The organism is Pseudomonas sp. BNK-7 (assembly GCF_048072025.1).
Lineage (GTDB): Bacteria > Pseudomonadota > Gammaproteobacteria > Pseudomonadales > Pseudomonadaceae > Aquipseudomonas > Aquipseudomonas danubii.
The window spans coordinates 5,292,005-5,315,195 of sequence record NZ_CP182252.1 but is presented as its reverse complement, the minus strand read 5'-3'; the positions used below and the strand labels follow the sequence as shown (position 1 = coordinate 5,315,195).

General features: G+C 65.3%; 15 protein-coding genes and 2 riboswitches. Of the genes, 9 read left to right on the top strand and 6 right to left on the bottom strand.

Annotated elements, in window-relative coordinates; all coding sequences use genetic code 11:
* Window positions 1-53: 53 nt before the first annotated feature.
* Window positions 54-3,764: a methionine synthase gene (gene metH, locus ACMGF8_RS23990; RefSeq protein ID WP_102864878.1), complete on the bottom strand. Its 3,711-nt coding sequence runs from the start codon at window positions 3,762-3,764 to the stop codon at window positions 54-56.
* 156 nt (window positions 3,765-3,920) lie between these two features.
* Here metH and ACMGF8_RS23985 point away from each other — a divergent pair, with 156 nt between their 5' ends.
* Window positions 3,921-6,212 carry a fatty acid cis/trans isomerase gene (locus ACMGF8_RS23985; protein ID WP_102864879.1) on the top strand — a complete coding sequence of 764 codons (2,292 nt, stop codon included), beginning with the start codon at window positions 3,921-3,923 and terminating at the stop codon, window positions 6,210-6,212.
* 143 nt (window positions 6,213-6,355) lie between these two features.
* A complete protein-coding gene (nfuA, locus tag ACMGF8_RS23980) occupies window positions 6,356-6,940 on the top strand; it encodes a Fe-S biogenesis protein NfuA (RefSeq protein ID WP_102864880.1) in 585 nt (194 codons plus the stop codon).
* A 175-nt stretch (window positions 6,941-7,115) separates the two neighbouring features.
* Here nfuA and cobM read toward each other — a convergent pair whose 3' ends face one another.
* From cobM to ACMGF8_RS23960, 4 genes are all read right to left on the bottom strand, one after another.
* Window positions 7,116-7,862 (bottom strand): precorrin-4 C(11)-methyltransferase, encoded by a 747-nt coding sequence (gene cobM, locus ACMGF8_RS23975; protein WP_416757406.1) that lies wholly within the window; start codon window positions 7,860-7,862, stop codon window positions 7,116-7,118.
* Between the two features lie 84 nt (window positions 7,863-7,946).
* Entirely contained in the window at window positions 7,947-8,360 is a 414-nt protein-coding gene (locus tag ACMGF8_RS23970) for a cobalamin biosynthesis protein (RefSeq protein ID WP_416757404.1), read from the bottom strand.
* Window positions 8,357-9,058, bottom strand: a complete 702-nt coding sequence (locus ACMGF8_RS23965; protein ID WP_115580390.1) for a CbtA family protein — start codon at window positions 9,056-9,058, stop codon at window positions 8,357-8,359. Before ACMGF8_RS23965 ends, ACMGF8_RS23970 begins: the two co-directional genes overlap by 4 nt.
* Before the next feature lie 11 nt (window positions 9,059-9,069).
* Complete coding sequence (locus tag ACMGF8_RS23960) at window positions 9,070-9,258, bottom strand: CbtB domain-containing protein (protein ID WP_060839964.1); 189 nt, start codon at window positions 9,256-9,258, stop codon at window positions 9,070-9,072.
* Between the two features lie 96 nt (window positions 9,259-9,354).
* Window positions 9,355-9,587, bottom strand: a riboswitch (cobalamin riboswitch).
* 73 nt (window positions 9,588-9,660) lie between these two features.
* A riboswitch (cobalamin riboswitch) is annotated at window positions 9,661-9,873 on the top strand.
* 97 nt (window positions 9,874-9,970) lie between these two features.
* Between ACMGF8_RS23960 and cobW the strand changes: the two genes are divergently transcribed.
* From cobW to ACMGF8_RS23925, 7 genes are all read left to right on the top strand, one after another.
* Window positions 9,971-11,041, top strand: coding sequence for a cobalamin biosynthesis protein CobW (cobW, locus tag ACMGF8_RS23955; RefSeq protein ID WP_102864884.1), 1,071 nt, complete (start codon window positions 9,971-9,973; stop codon window positions 11,039-11,041).
* A 3-nt stretch (window positions 11,042-11,044) separates the two neighbouring features.
* The gene (cobN, locus tag ACMGF8_RS23950; RefSeq protein WP_416757401.1) at window positions 11,045-14,818 is read left to right on the top strand and encodes a cobaltochelatase subunit CobN; all 3,774 of its coding nucleotides are present in this window, start codon (window positions 11,045-11,047) and stop codon (window positions 14,816-14,818) included.
* A 154-nt stretch (window positions 14,819-14,972) separates the two neighbouring features.
* Window positions 14,973-15,980, top strand: coding sequence for an ATP-binding protein (locus ACMGF8_RS23945; RefSeq protein WP_115580388.1), 1,008 nt, complete (start codon window positions 14,973-14,975; stop codon window positions 15,978-15,980).
* 53 nt (window positions 15,981-16,033) lie between these two features.
* Window positions 16,034-16,633, top strand: coding sequence for a vWA domain-containing protein (locus tag ACMGF8_RS23940; RefSeq protein ID WP_416760363.1), 600 nt, complete (start codon window positions 16,034-16,036; stop codon window positions 16,631-16,633).
* A 315-nt stretch (window positions 16,634-16,948) separates the two neighbouring features.
* On the top strand, window positions 16,949-18,595 hold the full coding sequence (locus ACMGF8_RS23935) for a phospholipase D-like domain-containing protein (RefSeq protein ID WP_416757399.1): 1,647 nt from the start codon (window positions 16,949-16,951) through the stop codon (window positions 18,593-18,595).
* Between the two features lie 133 nt (window positions 18,596-18,728).
* Window positions 18,729-20,306 (top strand): tyrosinase family protein, encoded by a 1,578-nt coding sequence (locus ACMGF8_RS23930; RefSeq protein ID WP_416757397.1) that lies wholly within the window; start codon window positions 18,729-18,731, stop codon window positions 20,304-20,306.
* A gap of 5 nt (window positions 20,307-20,311) precedes the next feature.
* Window positions 20,312-21,043: a DUF2182 domain-containing protein gene (locus tag ACMGF8_RS23925; RefSeq protein ID WP_416757395.1), complete on the top strand. Its 732-nt coding sequence runs from the start codon at window positions 20,312-20,314 to the stop codon at window positions 21,041-21,043.
* 78 nt (window positions 21,044-21,121) lie between these two features.
* On the opposite strand, the gene ACMGF8_RS23920 is transcribed toward ACMGF8_RS23925, so the two are convergent.
* On the bottom strand, window positions 21,122-23,146 hold the full coding sequence (locus tag ACMGF8_RS23920; RefSeq protein ID WP_416757393.1) for a hypothetical protein: 2,025 nt from the start codon (window positions 23,144-23,146) through the stop codon (window positions 21,122-21,124).
* Window positions 23,147-23,191 lie beyond the last annotated feature (45 nt).

The following is a 23,191-nucleotide window of genomic DNA, read 5'->3' as shown; positions in this document are numbered from 1 at the left end:
TGTGATGGCGGGCTGGTGTAGGAGCCGGCAGGCCGGCTCCTACAGAGTCTGGGTCAGTTGTCGTAGCCCAGGTTCGGCGCCAGCCAACGTTCGCTTACGGCCAGGTCCTGGCCCTTGCGCTCGGTGTAGCTCTGTACCTGGTCCTTGTCGACCTTGCCCACCGCAAAGTACTGCGCCTGCGGGTGGGCGAAGTACCAGCCGCTGACTGCAGCCGCCGGGAACATGGCGAAGTGTTCGGTGAGGAACACGCCACTGCGGCCGGCGCGGCCTTCGCTGGCCTCGGGGTCGAGCAGGGCGAACAGGGTGCTCTTCTCGGTGTGATCCGGGCAGGCCGGATAACCCGGGGCAGGGCGGATACCGCTGTACTGCTCCTTGATCAGCGCCTCGTTGTCCAGCTGCTCATCCTGGGCATAGCCCCAGTAGTCCTTGCGCACCTGCTGGTGCAGCCACTCGGCGCAGGCTTCGGCCAGGCGATCGGCCAGGGCCTTGACCATGATCGAGTTGTAGTCGTCGCCGGCGTCCTGATAGGCCTTGGCCACTTCTTCGGCGCCGATGCCTGCGGTGGTGATGAAACCGCCCACATAGTCGGTGATGCCGCTGTCCTTGGGCGCGACGAAGTCCGCCAGGGAGAAGTTCGGCTTGCCGTCGGTCTTGATGATCTGCTGGCGCAGGTGGTGCAGGCGGGCCAATGGCTGGCCGTCGTCGCCGTAGACTTCCAGGTCGTCGTCCTGCACCTGGTTGGCCGGCCAGAAGCCGAACACCGCGCGGGCGCTGATCAGCTTCTCGTTGATCAGCTTGTCGAGCATCTCCCGGGCGTCCTTGTACAGCGCGGTGGCGGCTTCACCCACCACTTCGTCTTCAAGGATGCGCGGGTACTTGCCGGCCAGGTCCCAGGAGATGAAGAACGGCGTCCAGTCGATGTACTCGGCCAGCACCTTGAGGTCGATGTTGTCCAGCACCCGGGCGCCGGTGAAGGTTGGCTTGACCGGCTGGTAGTTGGCCCAGTCGAACTGTGGCTTCTTGGCGATGGCTGCGGCGTAGCTCAGGCGCTCGGTACGGGCGCTGCGGTTGGCGGTGCGCTCGCGCACCTCCACGTACTCCTCCCGGGTCTTCTCGACGAAGCCGGCCTTGAGCTCCTTGGACAGCAGCTGGGTGGCCACGCCCACGGCGCGGGAGGCGTCGGTGACGTAGACCACCGCGTCATTGCTGTACTTGGGTTCGATCTTCACCGCGGTGTGGGCCTTGGAGGTGGTGGCGCCACCAATCATCAGCGGCAGGTGGAAATCCTGGCGCTGCATCTCGCGGGCGACGTGGACCATCTCGTCCAGGGACGGAGTGATCAGCCCGGACAGGCCGATGATGTCGCACTTCTGCTCCTTGGCCACCTGGAGGATCTTCTCCGCCGGCACCATCACCCCGAGGTCGACGATGTCGTAGCCGTTGCAGCCCAGGACCACGCCGACGATGTTCTTGCCGATGTCGTGCACATCGCCTTTTACCGTGGCCATGAGGATCTTGCCCTTGGCCTCCGGCTTGTCGCCTTTCTCCAGTTCGATGAACGGAATCAGGTGGGCTACTGCCTGTTTCATCACCCGGGCGGATTTCACCACCTGGGGCAGGAACATCTTGCCGGCGCCAAACAGGTCGCCGACCACGTTCATGCCGGACATCAGCGGGCCTTCGATCACTTCGATCGGGCGGCTGAAACTCAGGCGCGACTCTTCGGTGTCTTCGACGATATGGCTGGTGATGCCCTTGACCAGGGCGTGCTCCAGGCGCTTGTTGACGTCCCAGCTGCGCCATTCCTCGGTTTCCGCCTCCTTGACGCTGCCATCGCCCTTGAACTGGTCGGCGATGGCCAGCAGCGCGTCGGTGCCGTTTGGCGTGCGGTTGAGCACCACGTCTTCCACGGCGTCACGCAGCTGCTGCGGGATCTGGTCGTAGATCTCCAGCTGGCCGGCGTTGACGATGCCCATGGTCAGGCCATTGCGGATCGCGTACAGCAGGAACACCGAGTGGATCGCCTCACGCACCGGGTTGTTGCCGCGGAACGAGAACGACACGTTGGACACGCCGCCGGAGCTCAGGGCATAGGGCAGTTCGTCGCGGATGTAGGCGCAGGCGTTGATGAAGTCCACCGCGTAGTTGTTGTGTTCCTCGATGCCGGTGGCCACGGCGAAGATGTTCGGGTCGAAGATGATGTCTTCCGGCGGGAAGCCCACTTCATTGACCAGAATGTCGTAGGAGCGCTTGCAGATTTCCTTCTTGCGCGCCTCGGTGTCGGCCTGGCCGACCTCGTCGAAGGCCATTACCACAACGGCAGCGCCGTAGCGCTTGCACAACTTGGCGTGGTGAATGAACTGCTCGACGCCTTCTTTCATGCTGATGGAGTTGACGATGCCCTTGCCCTGGATGCACTTGAGGCCGGCTTCGATCACTTCCCACTTCGAGGAGTCGATCATGATCGGTACGCGGGAGATGTCCGGCTCGCCGGCGATCAGATTGAGGAAGGTGACCATGGCCTTCTTCGAGTCCAGCATCCCTTCGTCCATGTTGATGTCGATCACCTGGGCGCCAGCTTCCACCTGCTGCAGGGCGACTTCCAGGGCCTCGGTGTAGTTGTCCTCGCGGATTAGCCGGGCGAACTTGGCCGAACCGGTGATGTTGGTGCGCTCACCAACGTTCACGAACAGCGAGTTGCGATCGATGGTGAAGGGCTCCAGGCCCGACAGGCGGCAAGCCTTGGGAATGTCCGGGATCTGTCGCGGGGCATAACCGGCCACGGCTTTGGCGATGGCGGCAATGTGCCCCGGGGTGGTGCCGCAGCAGCCGCCGACGATATTCAGGAAGCCGCTCTGGGCGAACTCCTCGATAACCTTGGCGGTTTGCTCCGGCAGTTCGTCGTATTCGCCGAATTCGTTGGGCAGGCCGGCGTTGGGGTGCGCCGAAACGTGGGTGCTGGCCTTGTTCGACAGCTCTTCCAGGTAGGGGCGCAGTTCGCTGGCGCCCAGGGCGCAGTTCAGGCCCACCGAGATCGGCTTGGCGTGGGCCACGGAGTTCCAGAAGGCCTCGGTGGTCTGGCCCGACAGGGTGCGGCCAGAGGCATCGGTGATGGTCCCGGAAATCATGATCGGCAGCTCGACGCCCAACTCTTCGAACACGCCCTGTACGGCGAAGATTGCCGCCTTGGCGTTCAAGGTGTCGAAGATGGTCTCGATCAGGATCAGGTCGGCGCCGCCTTCGATCAGGCCCTTGGTGGACTCGGTGTAGTTCTCCACCAGTTCATCGAAGGTGACGTTGCGGTAGCCGGGGTTGTTGACGTCGGGCGACAGCGAGCAGGTGCGGCTGGTCGGGCCCAGGACGCCGGCGACGAAGCGCGGCTTGTCCGGGTTCTCCTGGGTCTTGGCGTCGGCCACCTTGCGGGCCAGGCGTGCGCCCTCTACGTTTAATTCGTAGGCCAGTTCTTCCATGCCGTAATCGGCCATGGAAATGCGTGTGGCGTTGAAGGTGTTGGTTTCCAGGATGTCGGCGCCGGCATCCAGATAGGCTTTTTCGATGCCACCGATCACGTCCGGACGGGTGATCACCAGCAGGTCGTTGTTGCCCTTGACGTCGCTGGGCCAGTCGGCGAAACGCTTGCCACGGTAGTCCTGTTCTTCGAGCTTGTAGCTCTGGATCATGGTGCCCATGCCGCCATCGAGAATCAGAATGCGCTCTTTGAGGGCTTGCTGGAGAGCGTGGAGGCGAGCACTGCGATCAGACATGAGAACTACCTGGTAGGGCCATAACGAAGGGCGTGGATCATAGCAAACCTGCATGGATTTGCGGCATGTACGGGTTTTACATGAATATCGCTCATGTTGGTGGCCGGGCGACATCGGTAGAATCGCGGCGTTTTTTTTACTTTCGGGACCAGGGACATGCCGTACCGTTTTGTCGTTGCCAGCGCTTTGCTGCTGCTCAGTTCATTGTGCATGGCCCAAGGTCCCGCACCGGCCATTTCCTACACCCGCGACATCCAGCCGATCTTCACCGAGAAGTGCGTGGCCTGTCATGCCTGCTACGACTCCGCCTGTCAGCTCAACCTGGGCAGTGGCGAAGGGGCCGGTCGCGGTGCCTCGAAGATTCCGGTGTACGACGGTGAGCGCAGCAAGGCCCAGGCGCCTACGCGGCTGTTCTATGACGCCAGCGGCAAGGCGGCCTGGCAGCGCCAGGGCTTCTATTCGGTGCTCGACGCCCAGGGCAGCCAGGCAGCGCTGATGGCGCGCATGCTCGAACTCGGCCACCGCACCCCCTTGCAACCCAATGCCAAGCTGCCCAGCGAGATCGTGCTGGGCTTGAGCCGGGAGAACATGTGCCCGCAGCCGGGGGAGTTCGACGCCTATGCCGGTGCTCATCCCAAGGAGGGCATGCCCCTGGCCGTCACCGGCCTCACTGACCAGCAGTACCAGACCCTGCAACGCTGGCTGGCCTCCGGCGCGCCGATCGACGAACAGGGCCTGGCCCCCAGTGCCCGGGAAAGCCTGCAAGTGGCCCAGTGGGAGAACCTGCTCAACGCCCCCGGCGCGCGGGAAAGCCTGGTGGCGCGCTGGCTCTACGAGCACTGGTTCCTGGCCCATATCTATTTCGAAGGCGGCGAGCCGGGGCACTTCTTCCAGTGGGTGCGCTCGCGGACCCCCAGCGGCCAGCCCATCGACCTGATCAACACCCGGCGCCCCAACGACGACCCGGGCACCCAGGTGTATTACCGCCTGTGGCCGGTGCAAGGGGTGATCGTGCACAAGACCCACATCACCTACCCGCTGAGCGCGGCGAAGATGGCCCGGGTCAAGACCCTGTTCTACAGCGGCGACTGGCAGGTCAGCGCCTTGCCGGGCTACGGGCCGGGGCGCCGGGCCAATCCGTTCGAGACCTTCGAGGCGATTCCGGCCAAGGCCCGCTACCAGTTCATGCTGGATAACGCCGAATACTTCGTGCGCACCTTCATTCGTGGCCCGGTGTGCCGCGGGCAGATCGCCACCGATGTGATCCGCGACAACTTCTGGGCGCTGTTCCAGGCCCCGGAACACGACCTGTACATCACCGATCCTACCTATCGTGGCCAAGCCACACCGCTGTTGGCCATGCCTGGGCAGAACGACGATGTCGGCAGCGTGCTCAGCCTGTGGCTGTCCTATCGCGACAAGCGCAACGAGTACGAAGCCCTGCGCCGCGACTTCTATGCCGACTCTCCGGCCCCCAGCTGGTCGACCCTGTGGGCCGGCAACGACAACGCGCTGCTGAGCATCTTCCGCCACTTCGACAGTGCTTCGGTGAGCAAGGGCCTGATCGGCGAGGTGCCGCAGACGATGTGGCTGTTCGATTACCCGCTGCTGGAGCGCACCTATTATCAGTTGGCGGTGAATTTCGACGTGTTCGGCAACGTCTCCCACCAGGCCCAGACCCGGTTGTACTTCGACCTGATCCGCAACGGCGCCGAGCAGAACTTCCTGCGCCTGATGCCCGCTGGGACTCGTGAAGATTTCCTTGACGATTGGTACCAGAACAGCGGCAAGTTCAAGATGTGGCTGGATTACGAGTCCATCGACGACGACAAGCGCAGCGCCCTGAAACTGGACCCCAAGGACCCGAAGAAAGACTTCGCCCATCAGTTGCTGGCCCGCTATGGCGAGCTCAACGCCAAGCCGGACCCGATCAATCGCTGTGACAGTGCCTATTGCTCGCGGCCCAATATCGACCCGGCGTTGCAGGATGCCGATCAGGCCCTGAGCCGCCTGGCGTCGCGTCCGGCGGCGGGACTCAAGGTCATCGAGCAGTTGCCGGAAGCCACCTTGCTGCGGGTCCAGGCCCCGAGCGGCAAGCGCGAGTTCTACAGCATGCTGCGCAATCGCGCCCACAGTAACGTGGCCTTCATGCTGGGCGAGTCGCTACGCTACCAGCCGGGTCTGGACACCTTGACCATTTTTCCGGGCATTCTCAGCAGTTATCCGAACTTCATGTTCAACGTTCCGAGCGAGCAGGTGCCGGCATTTGTCCAGGCCATGCAAGCGGCCAGGGATGCCGCCGGCTTCGAGAAGATCGTCGATCGCTGGGGGATTCGCCGCAGTCATCCGCAGTTCTGGCAGTACTTCCACGATCAGACCCGTTATCTGCAGGAAGTCGACCCGGTCGAGGCCGGAGTCATGGACATGAACCGTTACGAAAACCTCTGATACAGGGCCGCTATCTGTCCTCGGGACGCCCGCTGGCGGGCCCCGGGGAAGCCCTATACCAAGGTCTATCCCGACAAAAATACTAGGACTTTGTCAGCGGCGTCGATTGGCGTAAACTGCGCCCACGTCTGCGAGGAACCACCATGAGCGCCATAACCATTACCGACGCCGCCCACGATTATCTGGCTGATCTGCTATCCAAGCAGAACACCCCGGGGATTGGCATCCGCATCTTCATTACCCAGCCAGGAACTCAGTACGCCGAGACCTGCATCGCCTATTGCAAGCCGGGCGAAGAGAAACCCGAAGACAAGGCCCTTGGCCTGAAGAGCTTCACCGCCTACATCGACGCCTTCAGCGAAGGCTTTCTCGATGACGCGGTGGTCGACTACGCCACCGACCGCATGGGCGGCCAGCTGACCATCAAGGCGCCCAACGCCAAGGTGCCGATGGTCAATGCCGACAGTCCGGTCAACGAACGCATCAACTACTACCTGCAAACCGAGATCAACCCAGGGCTGGCCAGCCACGGCGGTCAGGTCAGCCTGATCGACGTCGTTGACGACGGCATCGCCGTGCTGCAATTCGGTGGCGGTTGCCAGGGTTGCGGCCAGGCCGACGTGACCTTGAAGGAAGGCATTGAGCGCACCCTGCTCGAGCGCATCCCCGAGCTCAAGGGCGTACGTGATGTCACCGACCACACGCAGAAAGAAAACGCCTACTACTAAGGCGTTCGCTGCGAACAAAAAAACGGCGCCCCGTGAGCGCCGTTTTTTTATGCCCGCAAACCAACGCCTCCCGAAATAAGCCTCCGTAGGAGCCGGCTTGCCGGCGAAAGGGCCCTAGAGCCTTGCGCCAATGCCGAGATTGCCTTCGCTGGCGAGCCAGTTCCTGCAAAGAGGGTCAGGGGCGATAGAGGTGCACGTGTCCGGCGCGGTACAGCGATGATTCGCTGAACGCGTCCGTTGCCAGCACCCGGCCCACCAGGATCAGCGCCGTGCGCCGGAAGCCCTTGGCCGCGACTTTATCGGCAATGTCCGCCAGGGTGCCCAGGACCCAGTCCTGGTCCGGCCAGGTGGCTCGGTGTACCACGGCAATCGGGCAGTCGGCGCCGTAGTGCGGCAGCAGCTCGGTGACTATCTTCTCCAGGTGGTTGACCCCCAGGTGAATCGCCATGGTGGCGCCGTGGGCCGCGAGGCTAGCGAATTCTTCACCGGCCGGCATGGCGGTCTTGTCCGCATAGCGGGTCAGGATCACGCTTTGGGACACATCCGGCAGGGTCAATTCGGCTCCCAGCAGGGCGGCACAGGCGGCGGTGGCGGTGACGCCAGGGATGATCTCGAAGGGAATACCCAGCTCCCGCAGGCAGCGGATCTGCTCGCCAATGGCGCCATACAGGCTCGGATCGCCGGAATGTACCCGGGCTACATCCTGGCCCTGGTCGTGCGCGTGCTTGATCGCCTCGATGATCTGTTCCAGATGCAGCTCGGCGCTGTTGATCACTCGTATCGCGCTGTGGCCTTCGAGGACGGCCTCGGGCACCAGCGAGCCGGCGTAGATGATCACCGGGCAGCGATGGATCAGGCGCTGGCCCTTGACCGTGATCAGTTCCGGATCGCCGGGACCGGCACCGATGAAATAGACAGTCATGGCTGTGTCCTGTGCAAAAAAAAGGCGGGAGCAGAGCGGCAGATGAAGAACGCTCATGTTCGAAGAAGGGAATTGTCGGCGATTCTACCGGGCAGTGGCCAATGCCAGGGTGGCTTGGGCGCATTTTTGCCTGGAAACCAGCAGTTCGGCCGGGCCACCGGATAGCTGTTCGGCCATGGCCAGGGCGGCGCTTTCGGCAATGCCATAGCAGCCGCTGTGTTCAAAGGCGATCTGTGAACGATGGCTCAGGCGCGGGGCATAAGGCGCCAGTTGACTGCTGCTGAAGCAGGTCAGTGGCAGGGCCAGTTGATCCGCCAGTTGCAGCAGGCCGGGTTCGTTACGCTTCAAGTCGATACTGGCCAGGGCCAGCAATTGCCCGCTCTCCAGGCCGTGGGCTTGCAGCACCTGCTCAAGCAGGGCGCGCAGCGTGGTCGCCGGGCAGCCTTTCTGGCAGCCCAGGCCGACCACCAGGGCCGGCGCCGCGCGCCTTTCGATCATGCCGGGTACAGGTCCGTGTTCTTGCGCCGGAACAGCCAGGCGCTGATCAGCCCGAGGGCCAGCCAGAACGCCGCATTGGTCAACTGCGAGGCGATCTTGAACTGCGCTTCCAGTTCTTCCGGGGCCAGCATCGAATGCACTTCCGGTTGTGGTGCGCCGATCACGTGAGGCACGGCGATGATGGCGGCGCCCAGCAGTTTCAGCAGCCAGTTGCCTGCGAACACGATCAGGGCAAGGCCCACGGCGGTGGAAGCGGCAGCGCCGATCCACCAGACCTGGCGCTGCACCAGATCGGCGGCAGCGGTGCCCGGCAACTCCGGCGGCAGGCCCAGGGTCGGCGCCAGGCAGAAGGTCGCATAACCGGCCAGGCCCCAGAGCAGGCCCTGGGAAGTGCGGCTGGGCGCCCGCAGGGTATAGAGCCCGGCCAGCATCAGGGCGAAGCCGACCGCCACCACCAGATTGCCGCCGGTGGTGGACAGGGTGCGCTGCCAGCCGTCTTCCGGTTCCCAGGCCTCGGCATCATGGCTGTGACCGGCCATGGCGCCTTCGGCGTGTTCGTGGACTTCGGCCGCCGGGGCCTGTTCATAGGTTTCCGCCTGCAGAATCAGCGGGGCCACCCAGAAGCTCTGCAGCAGGGTCAGCAGCAAGGCCGCCAGCAACCCGCTGAAGCCTGCGGTTTGTGCAATACGCTTGATCATGTCGGCAGGTCTCAGTGGCAAGGGAAAGCAGCGCTGTGACGAGTGTCGTGGGCGGCGTTGTGCACCGCTTCGATATGGGAGAAACCGGCGAAGTACACCAGGCAGGCGCCCAGCAGCGAAGCGCCGATGGCGGCCACCAGGCGCTGGCTCAGGGTGGAGGTGCTGCTGGCGGAATGGCTGGTGCTGCTGATGATCGACATGGCGCTTCCCTTTGGAGTGTCAGCGGGGGAGGAGCGCAGGAAAACCCCGCGTGAGGAGCACGCAGGGTTTGCAACAGCGCCCGCCCACCGCGGGTTTGTTATGTGTGTGTTGCGGGCCGGTCTCCGGGCTCGCGAGGGGCAGGGGGCGACTCATGTCGTACCGTGCCGAAAAGTGTCGCCTTCCCATGCCTTGGCACAGTGGATCTGACACTTCGCTCGCTTACCGTTGCGGGGGCAGCACCGGACTGGTCACGGCTTTTTAGTTAAGCACGTGATTCACCGGTTTCCCGTTTCACCCTGTGAAGGGCACCCGTAACAAGGCGCGTAGCAAATCATGGGCGGGGTAACGTCGTCAATTGCGGATGCCGGTGTATTGCCGATTGACCGTCCCCCGCGCTCTGCGTAGCCTTGCGCCTTCGAGGTTCTTCGGCCAGCGGTCGAAGCTAAGAAGGGAACGCGGTCGATGCCGCGGCTGCCCCCGCAACTGTGAAGGGTTTCGTTTCTGCAAGGCCACTGCCTGCGCGTCCAGAACGCCGGCGGGAAGGCGCAGCAACCGCCGGTCCGACGACTGGCAAGCCCTCAGCCAGGAGACCTGCCTCGATCCCAGATTCTCACTACAACCGGGCGGGGTGATCCGGTGGCGAAATCTCCGCGCGCCTCTGCGCTGCGGCTCTCGTCCCGTATGCCCGCCACCTTTGCCAAGGGGCATCCGATGAAAACACTGGCCAAACTTCCCGTCACCATCGTCACCGGCTTCCTTGGCTCGGGTAAGACCACCTTGCTGCGGCACATGCTGGACAACGCCCAGGGCCGGCGCATCGCGGTGATCGTCAACGAGTTCGGCGAGCTGGGCATCGACGGCGAGATCCTCAAGCAATGCTCCATCGGCTGCACCGAGGAAGAGGCCAGTGGCCGGGTCTATGAGCTGGCCAACGGCTGCCTGTGCTGCACCGTGCAGGAAGAGTTCTTCCCGGTGATGCGCGAACTGGTGGCGCGCCGTGGCGACCTGGACCACATCCTTATCGAAACCTCCGGCCTGGCCCTGCCCAAGCCCCTGGTCCAGGCCTTCCAGTGGCCGGAAATCCGCAGCGCCTGCACCGTCGACGCGGTGATCACCGTGGTCGACAGCCCGGCCGTGGCCGCCGGCACCTTTGCCGCGTTCCCCGAGCAAGTGGACGCCCAGCGCAAGCTCGACCCCAACCTGGACCACGAATCGCCGCTGCACGAGCTGTTCGCCGACCAACTGTCCAGCGCCGACCTGGTGATCCTCAACAAGACCGACCTGATCGACCCCGCAGACCTGGCCAAGGTGCGCCTGGAAGTGGCCGAAGAACTGCCGCCGGCGGTGAAAGTCATCGAAGCCAGCAGCGGTCGCCTGCCCCTGGACGTGCTGCTGGGCCTGGGCGCCGGCTCCGAGGAGCATATCGACGGCCGCCACAGTCACCACGATCACCACCACGACGGCGATGACGACCACGACGACCACGATCACGACGCCTTCGATTCCATCTCCATCGAACTGCCCCAGGCCGACGAAAGCCTGCTGCTGGACGCCCTGACCCAGCTGGTGGTCAAGCACGGCATCCTGCGGGTCAAGGGCTTTGCCGCGATCCCCAACAAGCCGATGCGTTTGCTGATCCAGGGCGTGGGCACGCGCTTCGACAAGCACTTCGACCGCAAGTGGGGCGCTGACGAAGCCCGCACCACGCGCCTGGTACTGATCGGCCAGGAACTGGACGCCGCCCAACTCGAAGCGCAACTGCGCGCCGCCCTCAGCGTGTAAGCCATGCACCTGCTCAGGACCCAGCCCGGCGGTTTCGTGTCGGATGACAACATTGCCGACCTTGGACAAACCCCCGCCGAGCTGGTGATTCTGTGCAGCGGTGACTCCAGCCTGGCGCTGCTGGCGGATGCCGCCGAGCAGTTGCCCGAGGATTACCCGAGCTTTCGCCTGGCCAACCCGATGCAGGTACAGAACCACGCTTCGGTGGACCTGTATGTGGACCAGGTGCTGCGCCACGCCAAGGTGATCCTGATTTCCCTGCACGGCGGCATCGGCTACTGGCGCTACGGCGTCGAGCGGCTGGTGGAGCTGTCCCAGCGCGGGGTGCAACTGATCCTGGTGCCGGGGGACGACCGCCCGGACCCGGAGCTCAGCGACCTGAGCACCGTGGGCCCCGTCGAGCGCGACCGCCTGTGGCAGTTCCTGCGCCAGGGCGGGCGGGACAACGCGCTGAATTTCTACCGCTGCCTGGCCAGCGGCCTGCTGGGGCGCGACTACCCCTGGAGCGAACCGCAGACCCTGCCACGCACGGCGATCTACCACCCGCACAAGAGCCAGGCCGCCCTCAGCGACTGGCAGGCCGATTGGCAGCCTGGTCAAGCGGTGGCGGCGCTGCTGTTCTACCGCTCCCACCTGCAGGCAGCCAACACCGGCTTTATCGACCTGTTCTGCCAGCGTTTGCTGGCGGCGGGCCTCAACCCTTTGCCGATCGCGGTGGCCAGCCTCAAGGAGCCCGGCTGCCTGAGCCAGGTGGAAGACTGGCTGGATGAAACCGCGGCCGGGGTGATCCTCAACACCACCGGCTTTGCCCAGTCCAGCCCCGAGGCGCCGCACCTGCGGCCGTTCCGCCGCAACATTCCGGTGATCCAGGCCATCTGCGCCCAGGACAACGAACCAGGCTGGCGCGACAGCGAGCAGGGCCTGGGCCCGCGGGACCTGGCCATGCACATCGCCTTGCCGGAACTGGACGGACGCATCATCAGCCGGCCCATCAGCTTCAAGGACCTGGCCTGGCGCAGCGAGCGCAGCCAGTCGGACGTGGTGTGCTACCGCGGCCAGCCCGAGCGCATGGACTTTGTCGCCGAGCTGGCCCGGCGCTGGGTCGAACTGGGGCGCCTGGACAACGGCCACAAGCGCATTGCCCTGGTGCTGGCCAACTACCCGACCCGGGACGGGCGCATCGGCAACGGCGTCGGCCTGGATACTCCGGCTGCGGCGCTGAACATCCTCAAGGCCCTGCACGCCGAAGGCTACCCGCTGCCGGCCGAGTTGCCCGCCAGCGGCAGCGAGCTGATCCGCCAGTTGCTCGGCGGGGTCAGCAACGACCTGGACAGCCTCGACCAGCGCCCGTGTCAGCAAAGCCTGGCCCTGGACGACTACGCGCTGATGTTCCAGGCCCTGCCCGCCGCCAACCGCGAGGCGGTGCTGCAGCGCTGGGGCGCACCGCAGCAAGACCCGATGTTCCGCGACGGGCGGATGATGATCGCCGGCCTGCGTTTTGGCCTGACCTTCGTCGGCATCCAGCCGGCCCGGGGTTATCAGGTGGACCCCAGCGCGGTCTACCACGACCCGGACCTGGTGCCGCCCCATGGCTACCTGGCGTTCTACTTCTGGCTGCGCCAGACCTACGGCGCCCATGCGCTGATCCACGTCGGCAAGCATGGCAACCTGGAATGGCTGCCGGGCAAGGGTGTCGGCCTGTCGGAGAACTGCTGGCCGGACGCGCTGCTGGGGCCGCTGCCGAACATCTACCCGTTCATTGTCAATGACCCGGGGGAGGGCGCCCAGGCCAAGCGCCGCACCCAGGCGGTGATCATCGACCACCTGATGCCGCCCCTGACCCGTGCCGAAACCTACGGCCCGCTGCGTAACCTGGAACTGCTGGCGGACGAGTACTACGAAGCCCAACTGCTGGACCCACGTCGCGCTCGGGAGCTGCAACGGGACATCCTGCAACTGGTGCGCGAGACCCACATCGACCGTGAGTTGCAACTGGGCGAACAGCTGGACAGCGACGCCGACGCGGCGATCTGGCTGCCGCGCCTGGACACTTACCTGTGCGACCTCAAGGAATCGCAGATCCGCGATGGCCTGCACGTGTTCGGCGAATCCCCCGACGGCCGACTGCGCATCGACACCCTGCTGGCCCTGCTGCGCATTCCCCGGGGCGATGGCAAGGGCGCCCATGCCAGTCTGCTGCGGGCCTTGGCCAAGGCCTTCGACCTGGGCTTCGATCCGCTGGACTGCGCCCTGGCCGAACCCTGGACCGGGCGCCGCCCGCAGCCGTTGCGACAGCTCAGCGATGCCTTGTGGCGCACGGCGGGCGATGTGCGCGAACGCCTGGAACTGTACGCCGCAGCATTGATCGAAGCCGCGCTCCAGGGCCCGGTGGCGCAGTTGGCTGAGCCGGGCTGGGAGCCGGTGCGGGTCATCATCGACGCCTTGCGCGAAGTGGTCGCGCCGCGCCTGGACGCATGCGGCCCGGCGGAAATGCGTGGCCTGCTGGACGCCTTGAACGGCCGTTTCGTCCCCGCCGGACCCAGCGGCGCGCCCAGCCGCGGGCGTCTGGACGTGCTGCCCACCGGGCGCAACTTCTATTCGGTGGACGTGCGCAACCTGCCCACCACCACCGCCTGGCGCATCGGTTTCCAGTCGGCGAACCTGATTCTCGAACGCCACCTGCAGGACCACGGCGATCACCTGCTGCACCTGGGCCTGTCGGTGTGGGGCACCGCCACCATGCGCACCGGCGGCGACGACATCGCCCAGGCCATGGCCCTGATGGGCGTGCGCCCGGTGTGGGCCACCGGCAGCCAGCGGGTGGACGATTTCGAGATCCTGCCCCTTAGCCTGCTGGACCGGCCCCGGGTCGACGTGACCCTGCGGGTGTCCGGGTTCTTCCGCGACGCCTTCGCCAACCTGATCCGCCTGTTCGACGCGGCGGTGCAGGCGGTGGCGGCCCTCGACGAGCCTGAGGACATGAACCCGCTGGCGGCCAGGGTTCGCGCCGAGCGCGAGGCCTTGATCGCCTCCGGCCTGGAGCAGGACGCGGCCGCGCGTCAGGCTGGCTGGCGGATCTTCGGCGCCAAGCCCGGAGCCTATGGCGCCGGGGTCCAGGGTGCCATCGACGGTCGCCTGTGGCAGAGCCGCGAGGACCTGGCCGAGGTCTACCTGAACTGGGGCGGCTACGCCTATGGCGGCAGCGACGAAGGCACCGCCGCCCGCGAGCAGTTCGCCACCCGCTTGAGCCAGGTGCAGGCGGTGTTGCAGAACCAGGACAACCGCGAGCACGACCTGCTGGATTCCAACGACTATTACCAGTTCCAGGGCGGCATGCTGGCGGCGGTGGAAAGCCTCAGCGGGGCCAAGGCCGCCAGCTACCACGGCGACCACAGCCAGCCGGACCTGCCGAAGATCCGCACCCTCAAGGAAGAACTGAACCGGGTGATCCGCTCCCGGGCGGCCAATCCGAAGTGGATCGAAGGGGGCAAGCGCCATGGTTACAAGGGCGCCTTTGAAATGGCCGCGACCCTGGACAACCTGTTCGCCTTCGACGCCACCACCGAGCTGATCGACGATCACCAGTACGCCTTGCTGGCCGATGCCTACCTGCTGGACGCCTCGACCCGCGAGTTCGTCCGCCAGCATAATCCCCACGCCCTGCGCGACATGACCGAGCGCCTGCTGGAAGCCCAGCAGCGCGGCCTGTGGCAAGAACCCGGCGATTATCGTGAAGCCCTGGAGCACCTGTTGCTGGATATTGAAGAAGACAGCTGAGCCTGTAGCCGCTGCCGCAGGCTGCGAACGCCGACGACGTCGACGTCACGTGCTACCGCCCCGAACCTCCTCGCGACGGCTCTGCGGTGCCGATCGCAACCTGTAGCAGTGGCCACCCCCTGATGTTTGCACAACCCTTGAGCGAGACCCCGACATGAGCGACACCCCCCATTTTCCGCTGTCCGCCGTGGTCGGCGCCGAACGCCTGAAACTGGCCCTGTGCCTGACCGCCATCGACCCGAAGATCGGCGGTGTGCTGATCGAAGGCCCGCGGGGCATGGCCAAGTCGACCCTGGCGCGGGGCCTGGCCGATCTCTTGGCCAGCGGCCAGTTCGTCACCTTGCCCCTGGGCGCCACCGAAGAGCGCCTGGTGGGCACCCTGGATTTGGACGCCGCCCTGGGCGAAGGCCGGGCGCAGTTCTCTCCGGGGGTTCTGGCCAAGGCCGACGGTGGTGTGCTCTATGTCGATGAAGTCAACCTGCTGCCTGATCACCTGGTGGACCTGCTGCTGGACGTGGCCGCCAGCGGCACCAACCTGATCGAGCGCGACGGTATTTCCCATCGCCATTCGGCGAAGTTCGTGCTGATTGGCACCATGAACCCGGAAGAGGGCGAACTGCGTCCGCAACTGCTGGACCGCTTCGGCCTCAACGTCGCCTTGAGCGGCCAGCCCGCGCCGCAGGAGCGCGGGCAGATCATCCGCCGGCGCCTGGATTTCGACAGCGACCCCCAGGGCTTCTGCGGCCAATGGGCCGAGGCGCAAACGGCGTTGCGCGAGCGTTGCCAGCAGGCCCGAGCGCTGCTGCCGGCCATCGCCCTCGATGACCTGTCCCTGGAGCTGATCACCGAGCGTTGCTTCGCTGCAGGCGTCGACGGCCTGCGCGCCGACCTGGTGTGGTTGCGAGCCGCCCGGGCCCACGCCGCCTGGCGCGGTGCCAGCGCTATCGCCGAGCAAGACATCGACGCGGTCGCCGAGTTTGCCTTGCGCCACCGCCGCCGAGAGACTGCGCCCAGTGCGCCGCAATCGGAGCCCAGCCCCCAGCCGCCGGCGTCAGCCAATGCCAACCCCAGTGAAGGCCAGGGCCAATGGGGCGAAATGCCGGCCCAGGCGTTGCCCACCGGCGCCCGGCGTGAAGTGCCCAGCTGGCCAAAAAAGCCCTAGGCATTCGTCCCCGCACTGATCGGGGGGCGGATGCCAAGCCCCGGGCGGGGCACCTGGATCATGGCCGGCAAGGCAAAGGCCGCGAGGCCCGCGCCGGTTCCATCAACTGGCCCGGCACCTTGCTCAAGGGCCGGCCGCGCTTGCGCCAAGACCTGCTGTTTCGCCTGCGCAGCCGCGCGCCCCATGAACTGTGGCTGGTGATCGTCGACGCCTCGGCCTCGACCCGCCGCCACAGCGCCCTGAGCGACGCCAAGGGCCTGCTGGCACAACTGTTCGACGACGCCTACCGCCAGCGCGCGCGCCTGGCCCTGCTTACCGCCAGTGGCCGCGCACCGAACTGGCAGGTCCAGGGCCTGAAAGCCTCCCAGGACCTGCGGCACTGGCTCGATGGCCTCGGTGCTGCTGGCGGCACGCCCTTGCCACAAGCCCTGAGCGAAGCGGCCCAGTGGCTGGAACAGCGCCAGCGGCGCCTGCCGGCGGAACAGCAGCGCGTACTGCTGATCACCGATGGCCGCTTGAAAACCCTGCCGCTGTTGCAGCCCCTGAACTGCCCGACCTTATTGCTCGACATCGAACGCGGCCCGATCCGCCTGGGCCGCGCCCGCGAACTGGCCACACGCCTCAACGCCACCTACCAACACATCGACCTGTAGCCGCTGCCGCAGGCTGCGAACGGCCCGCAGGGCCGCACAGTTCCAGAGGGCGCCGGGGCTTGACGGTTGATCGCCAGGCAAGGCCCTGCGGGCCTTTTCGCAGCCTCGCCGTGGCTCGGCAGCGGCTACAGCCAGTGTCAATCCGGGCTGGTGTAGCCGCTGCCGCAGGCTGCGAACGGCCCGCAGGGCCGCAAAAACCCTGAGAGCACTAGAGACTCGTCGGTCGATCGCCAGGCAAGGTCTTGCGGACCTTTACGCAGCCTCGCCGAGGCTTGGCAGCGGCTACACTGCCTGCGCCAACACAGGAGTGAAGCGATGCGGGTACTGGTGCGTAACGATAAGGACGATTTCCGGGTCAAGGCCTATGCCGGGACCAATGGGGTGTTGCTGGCCATGGATCTGGATGCGTCACGGCGCAAGGGGCTGCTGGGCTTCGCCATCGAGAAGCAGGTCGGCAGCAAGCCCTGGCTGTTTCTGTTCAATAGCCTGACTTTCCCCGGCAAGACCCATACCTTCCCCCAATACAACGCCACCCCCAGCGATCAGGCGCCGCTGCAGAAGTTTCGCTGGGCCGACTACGCGGTCCGCCCCGGCACCACCCTCAACTATCGGGTGCATCTGGCCTACGGCAGCCCCGATGCGCCGCAACTGGGGGAGGCCCTGGAACTGAGCATCACCGCCGACAACGGCCAGCCGCCGGGGCAGCAGGTGATCTTCAACCGTGCCGTGGCCGCCAGCCAGGCCTTCTCGCGCAAGTTTCCGCAACTGGATGCGTTGCTCAGCAACAACAAGAAACTGCCCATCGAATCCTGGCCCGACGCCCCGCGGCAATGGCTGGAAAACGGTCTGCTGGAGGCGCTTCTGGGGTTTATCCAGCGCGCCACGGATGCCAGCTGGAGCCTGGACATCGCCATCTACGAGTACCAGTTGCAGGCCGTCGTTGACGCGGTCAACGCCGCCTTCGACCGTGGCGTGCACGTGCGGGTGCTGTACCACGCCGGCCCCGGGGACGACGACACCACGCAGAACCAGGCCAGCCTGCAGCACCTGCCCGAGCACAGCAAACGCGGGCGGGTGACCCACGGGATCTTCCATGACAAGTTCATCGTCCTCAGCCGCCTCGACGCCGCCGGCCAGCGTCAGCCCGAAGCGGTGCTCTGTGGCAGCACCAACTTCACCGCCAACGGGGTCTACCGCCAGGCCAATGTGCTGCACAGCCTCGATCACCCGGACATTGCCGGGCGCTATCTACAGGTGTTCGAGCAGATCTGGCAGGCGCCGACGGACGTGGGCGCCACGCGCAAATGGTTGACCCAAGACAATCCCATGCAGCCGGATGCACCGCTGTTCGCCGGTTTTTCTCCGCGCAGGGGGCAGGGCGATCTCAGTGAGTTCGTCGACATCATCAACGGCGCCCGCCGCGACCTTCTGTTCGTCACCGCCTTCGCCTTGCCCGACAGGATTCTCGACGCCTTGCTCGGCGAGCCCCACGACGATGTGCTGCGTTATGGCCTGCAAAACACGGCCAGTCGCATCACCGGCTTCCACGCCGATCGCACCGCCGAGTTTGCCGCCACCGCCTTGCTCAACAAGGGCCTGGAAGGCTGGCTCAAGGAGGGTCTGAAGGGCCAGAGGGGCAACCTGCTGGTGCACACCAAGGCGCTGGTGACCGACTTCACCAGCGAGGCTCCGGTGATCATCAGCGGCAGCCACAACCTCAGCGTCGGCGCCAGCCAGAGCAATGACGAGAACTACCTGATCATCCGTGGCGACACCGATCTGGCGGATCGCTACGGCCTGGAACTGCTGCGCTTCTATGAGCATTACCGGTTTCGCTACTTCGCCAGGCAGTTGGCCCTCAAGCAGGTCCGGCCCCTGGCGGTGGACGACCGCTGGAGCGATGACTATTACCTGGAAGGCGACCTGCGCCAGCTGTCGCGCCTGCGTTTTTCCGGGCGCTGAACCGAGCCGCCGAACGGCCTGCCATCGGTCCGCTTTTACCGGGGCCGGGCAGGCAGATTGATATCACCTGATCTAGCGTTGCCAGCGGAGGAAATCCGTCCTCTGTAGCGCGGTTTTATCAGGGAGATAGGCCATGGTTCATGTTCGGCGTGATGTATGGAAGTTCAACAGCGACTGGGATCACACCTTGCTGTGGTATGCCAAGGCGGTCGGCGTCCTGCAGCAGCGACCGATCACCGATCACACCAGTTGGCGGTTCCTCGCGGCGATTCACGGGTTTGACGAAGGCATGTGGCGCGACGCCGGTTATCTGCACAAGGGCGAAAAGCTGCCTGACGAAAACGAGCGTCAGCTGTACTGGAACCAATGCCAGCATTCCAACTGGATGTTCCTGCCCTGGCATCGCGGCTACGTGGCGTCCTTCGAGCAGATTGTCCGTGATGCCGTGGTCAAGCTCGGTGGCCCCAAGGACTGGGCGTTGCCGTACTGGAACTACAACCTGGGGCAGAAAGCCTTGCAGCTGCCGTCGTGTTTCGCCGCCCGGACCCTGCCCGATGGTGGTGGCAAGAACCCGTTGTATGTCGAGCGCCGCTACGGTCCCGACGGCGATGGCAAGGTGGTGCTGATAGCCGACTTGATCGGCCTGGGATGCCTGGATGATCCAGTGTTCGAAGGCGGCTACATGGGCAATCCGCCGGGTTTTGGTGGCACCGCCAGCAGCCTGGGCGGGCACAAGAGCGGTATCCGTGGCGGCCTGGAGGCGCGCCCGCACAATATCGTGCATACCGAAGTGGGGGGTGAGGACCAGGTGACGCCGGTGCCTGCGGGCCAGCAGCCGGCTCAGGGCTTGATGAGCTACCCGCAGACGGCGGCCCTGGACCCGATCTTCTGGCTGCACCACGCCAATATCGACCGTCTCTGGCAGGTCTGGCTGGACAGCAACCAGGAGCACCAGAACCCTGATGTGCCCGACTGGTACAACGGCCCGACCGGCCTGAACCGGCCCTTTGTCGTGCCCACCGTCAGCGGGCAACCGTGGAAATTCAAGGTGGCGCAGATGCTCGACACCCAGGCCCCCGGTCTCGACTATCGCTACGACACCAGCACCGCCGCCAAGCCCGACGTCCATCCACTGCACCAGCGGCTGGTGCGCCTGGGGTTGGCGGTCGATCAAGTGCAGCAGTTCTCTACCCAGGGGCTACTGATGAGCAATCAGCAGAGCAGTGAATTGATCGGCGCCAATCAGGCACCCCTGGACCTCGTCGGCCGTTCGACAGAGACCCGGGTGGTGCTGGACAAGGCCAGTACACAGAAGGTGTTCAGCAGCCTCAAGTCGAACCTATTGGCCGCCGACCTGACCCCTCCGGACCGGGTCTTTCTCAACCTGGAGAACATCCGCGGCAAACGCGATTCGATCGTGTTGCAGGTCTATATCAACCTGCCACCGGGCGCCGACCCGGCCGAGCATCCGCAACTGCGTGCCGGTGTGCTGTCGTTGTTCGGCCTGTGCCAGGCCTGCCGGGCGGACGGTGATCACGGTGGCCAGGGCATCACCGAGGTGTTTGAAATCACCGACATCATCGATGCCTTGCACTTGAACGGCATCACCTCGGCGGATCAGCTGGATGTTCGTTTCATCTCCAAGACTCCGGTCCGTCCGGAGGATCAGGTGACGGTCGCGCGGGTCAGCCTCACGCGGTTGGGAGGCTGAGGGGCGTGAAGGGCTATCTGCAGCGCCTGGGGCGTGGTGCGGTGCCTTGGTTGCTGCTGGCCAGCCTCTGCGGTTGGGGATGGTTGCTGGGATCGACGGCGCTGCTGTCGATCCCGGCGTTCTGCGGCAGCCTGCCGTTGGCCGGTTATGCCCTGGGCTGGCAGGGCATCGAGCAGGCGTTGCTGTTCAACCCTCCGGGGCCGCTGTTGCTGGCCTGGCTGCTGATGCTGCTGGCCATGACGCCGTTGTTGCTGGTGCAGCCACTGAGGTACGTCTGGCACCGCAGCCTGCGGCGCAAGCGCTGGCAGGCGGTGAGTCTGTTCGTGCTGGGTTTTGTCGCGGTCTGGAGCGTGATGGGGTTGGTGTTGCTGGGGCTGGTGGTGGTAACCCGACTCTGGTTGGGGCTGTCGTCCCTGCCGAGCCTGGGGGCGGCCCTGGCCCTGTGCCTGATGTGGCAGGCGTCGCCGTTCAAGCAGCACTGCCTGAACCAGTGTCACCGGCAACCGCGAATCGCCGCCTTCGGTTGGCGCTTTGTCCGTGACTGCCTGGGGTTCGGGGTGACGCTCGGAAGTTGGTGCGTGGGTTCCTGCTGGCCGCTGATGTTGTTGCCGCTGCTGGTGGAGCAGGGCCACCTGTTGTTGATGCTGTTGTGCACCCTATGGATGCTCTACGAACGCCTGTTACGGCCGCGACCGGCGCAATGGTACTGGCCGTTGGCCCTGCGCCGGCGCCCGTGAAGCAGGTCCCGTCCGGCCACAGGGGGCACAGCGCCCGGCCCGGCGTTGCAACGGGGGCAGGCGCTGGGCAGCCTGTGGCTAGAGCTTGGGCGCCGGGCTCACCGTGGCATTGCGCCAGGCGGTTTGCAGTTGCTCCTCGAGCAACGCCGGGACCTGTTTGCCGGGCTGGTTTTCCAGGCTCAGCTTCAGGCCGTTGAGGGAGCGGCCGCTGAGGCGGTTGCCCGCCAGATCCTCACGAAACACCTGTTCCGCCTCGGCATAGCGTTTCTGCGCCAGCAAGGCATAACCCAGCGACTCGCGCAGGGTGTAGTACCAGTCCGGCGGCTCGTTGTAGGCCAGGGCGTCTTGCACCTCCACTGCCTTGCGCCAGGCGGCAATCTGCTGCTGGCCGGCATCGCCGGTCAGGGCCTGCAGGTCAGCGTTGAGGCCCTCTTTGGCGTTGTTGAATACCTGGTTGCCCAGGTTTTTGAGGGCTGCGAGGTCCAGTGGGCCGGCGGCACGGGTCAGGGCGCGGTCGAGCAGGGTCAGGTTGGCGATGCGCAGCAGCTGCAGCGCGGAATTGTTGCCATATTGCAGGGCGTCCTTGCCGGTCAGGGGCAGGGGCGAGGCGGCGACCGCCTGCCAGAAACCCTTGAGGGCATCGCGGGCCTGGTCCTGGTTGAGGTTCTGGGCGCTCAGTTGCCGGTACGCCAGGGCATAGGCCTTCATCAGCTGGGTGTAGGGCTTGGTCAAGTCCTGCCAGGGCTTGTCCGTTCCCTGGTTGGCCTCGCGGCAGGTCTGGTTGAGGGTGGCCAGGCCGGCGTCGATCTTCGGCTCGATCCGTGCCAGGGCGTCCCAGTCCTCGAAGCGCACGGCGAAGTAGTAGGGCACCGCGTAGAAGTAGTCGCTCTTGGTCTTGAGCTCTTCGGGGTACTGCTGGCAAAGGAAGGGCACGGCCGCGTAGCGGGTGGTGTTCTCCACCAGTTCCTCGGCCATGTTCATGGATTCGTTCTGCCGGCCTTCGATGGACAGGGTCCAGGTCAGGAAGTGGATGTTGTGCCCCAGGTAGTGCAAGGCATAGGGGCTTTGCGGCTGGACCTGATGGGTGTAGGCGCGGTCCACCGAGACGGCGGTGTAGTTGGCCACGCTGGCCAGGTTGTTGTTGCCGGTGCGCTGGTAGATGTGCGAGGCCATGTGCACCAGATGGCCGATGGCCGGGTTCTGGTCGCGGAAGCGATTGGCCATGGGCAGGCCGCTGTCGGGGAAGGGTGATTCCTCGATGGCGTGGATGTAGAAGTGATTGGCCCCGGTGTGCTGCTGGTCCTGGACCAGCACCCGGTTGAGCACTTGCAGGGCCTCGTAGGCGGCGTCGGTCGGCTTGACCTGATTGGATACGGCCTCGGTGCCGTCCCACCATTTCCACGGGTCGCGGCTGAGCAGGGCGTCGGCGTACAGGGTCGCGGCATCGAGGTCGTCAAAGTAGTCTTCCGACAGTTTTTTCATGGAGTCGGCGTAGCGCTTGTTGCCCTCATCGCCGAGGCTGACCTGGCCGTCCTTTTCGCTATACAGGCTCAGCAGCGCCTTGGCGTAGTCCACCTCGCGCTGCAGCTGACGCTGGCTGAAGGCGGCTTGTGCGGCGCTGTCCTTGAGCCGGGCGCTGGCGTGCTCCAGGGCGATCTGAACCGAGCGGTAGGCCAACTGGTTGCAACCGGTGGTGGCGACACTGTTGATGTTGGAGTTGGCCGACAGCGCGATGCCCCAATAGGGCATGGCCGAGCCTTCGTCGAAGCGGCTGGCCTGATAGAAGGCGCGGATCGCTGCCGAGAAATTGAAACCGTATTGCAGGGCCATGCCCTGGCTGTAGAAGGCCTGGACCTGCTCCGGCTGCTTGAGGCTGACCAGGGGGTAACGGGTGCCGCCCAGGCCCGAGAGCAGTTGGTCGCCCTCGGTGTCCTGGGGGCTGACGCATTTGTGCAGCACTTGCAGGTAGGGCGTGTCCGGCGGCACCGGGGTGAAGCCGCCACTGTGTTCATCGCTGCCGTGGTTCATGGTGTGGGCCAGGGCGCTGGCGCTGGCCAGCAGCAGGCCGGCGGCCAGGGTCGAGCGCAGGAAGGGGACGTCCATGCTGTGTTGCTCCTTGCAGGAATCGCTGGGTGGAGCCGGCTTGCC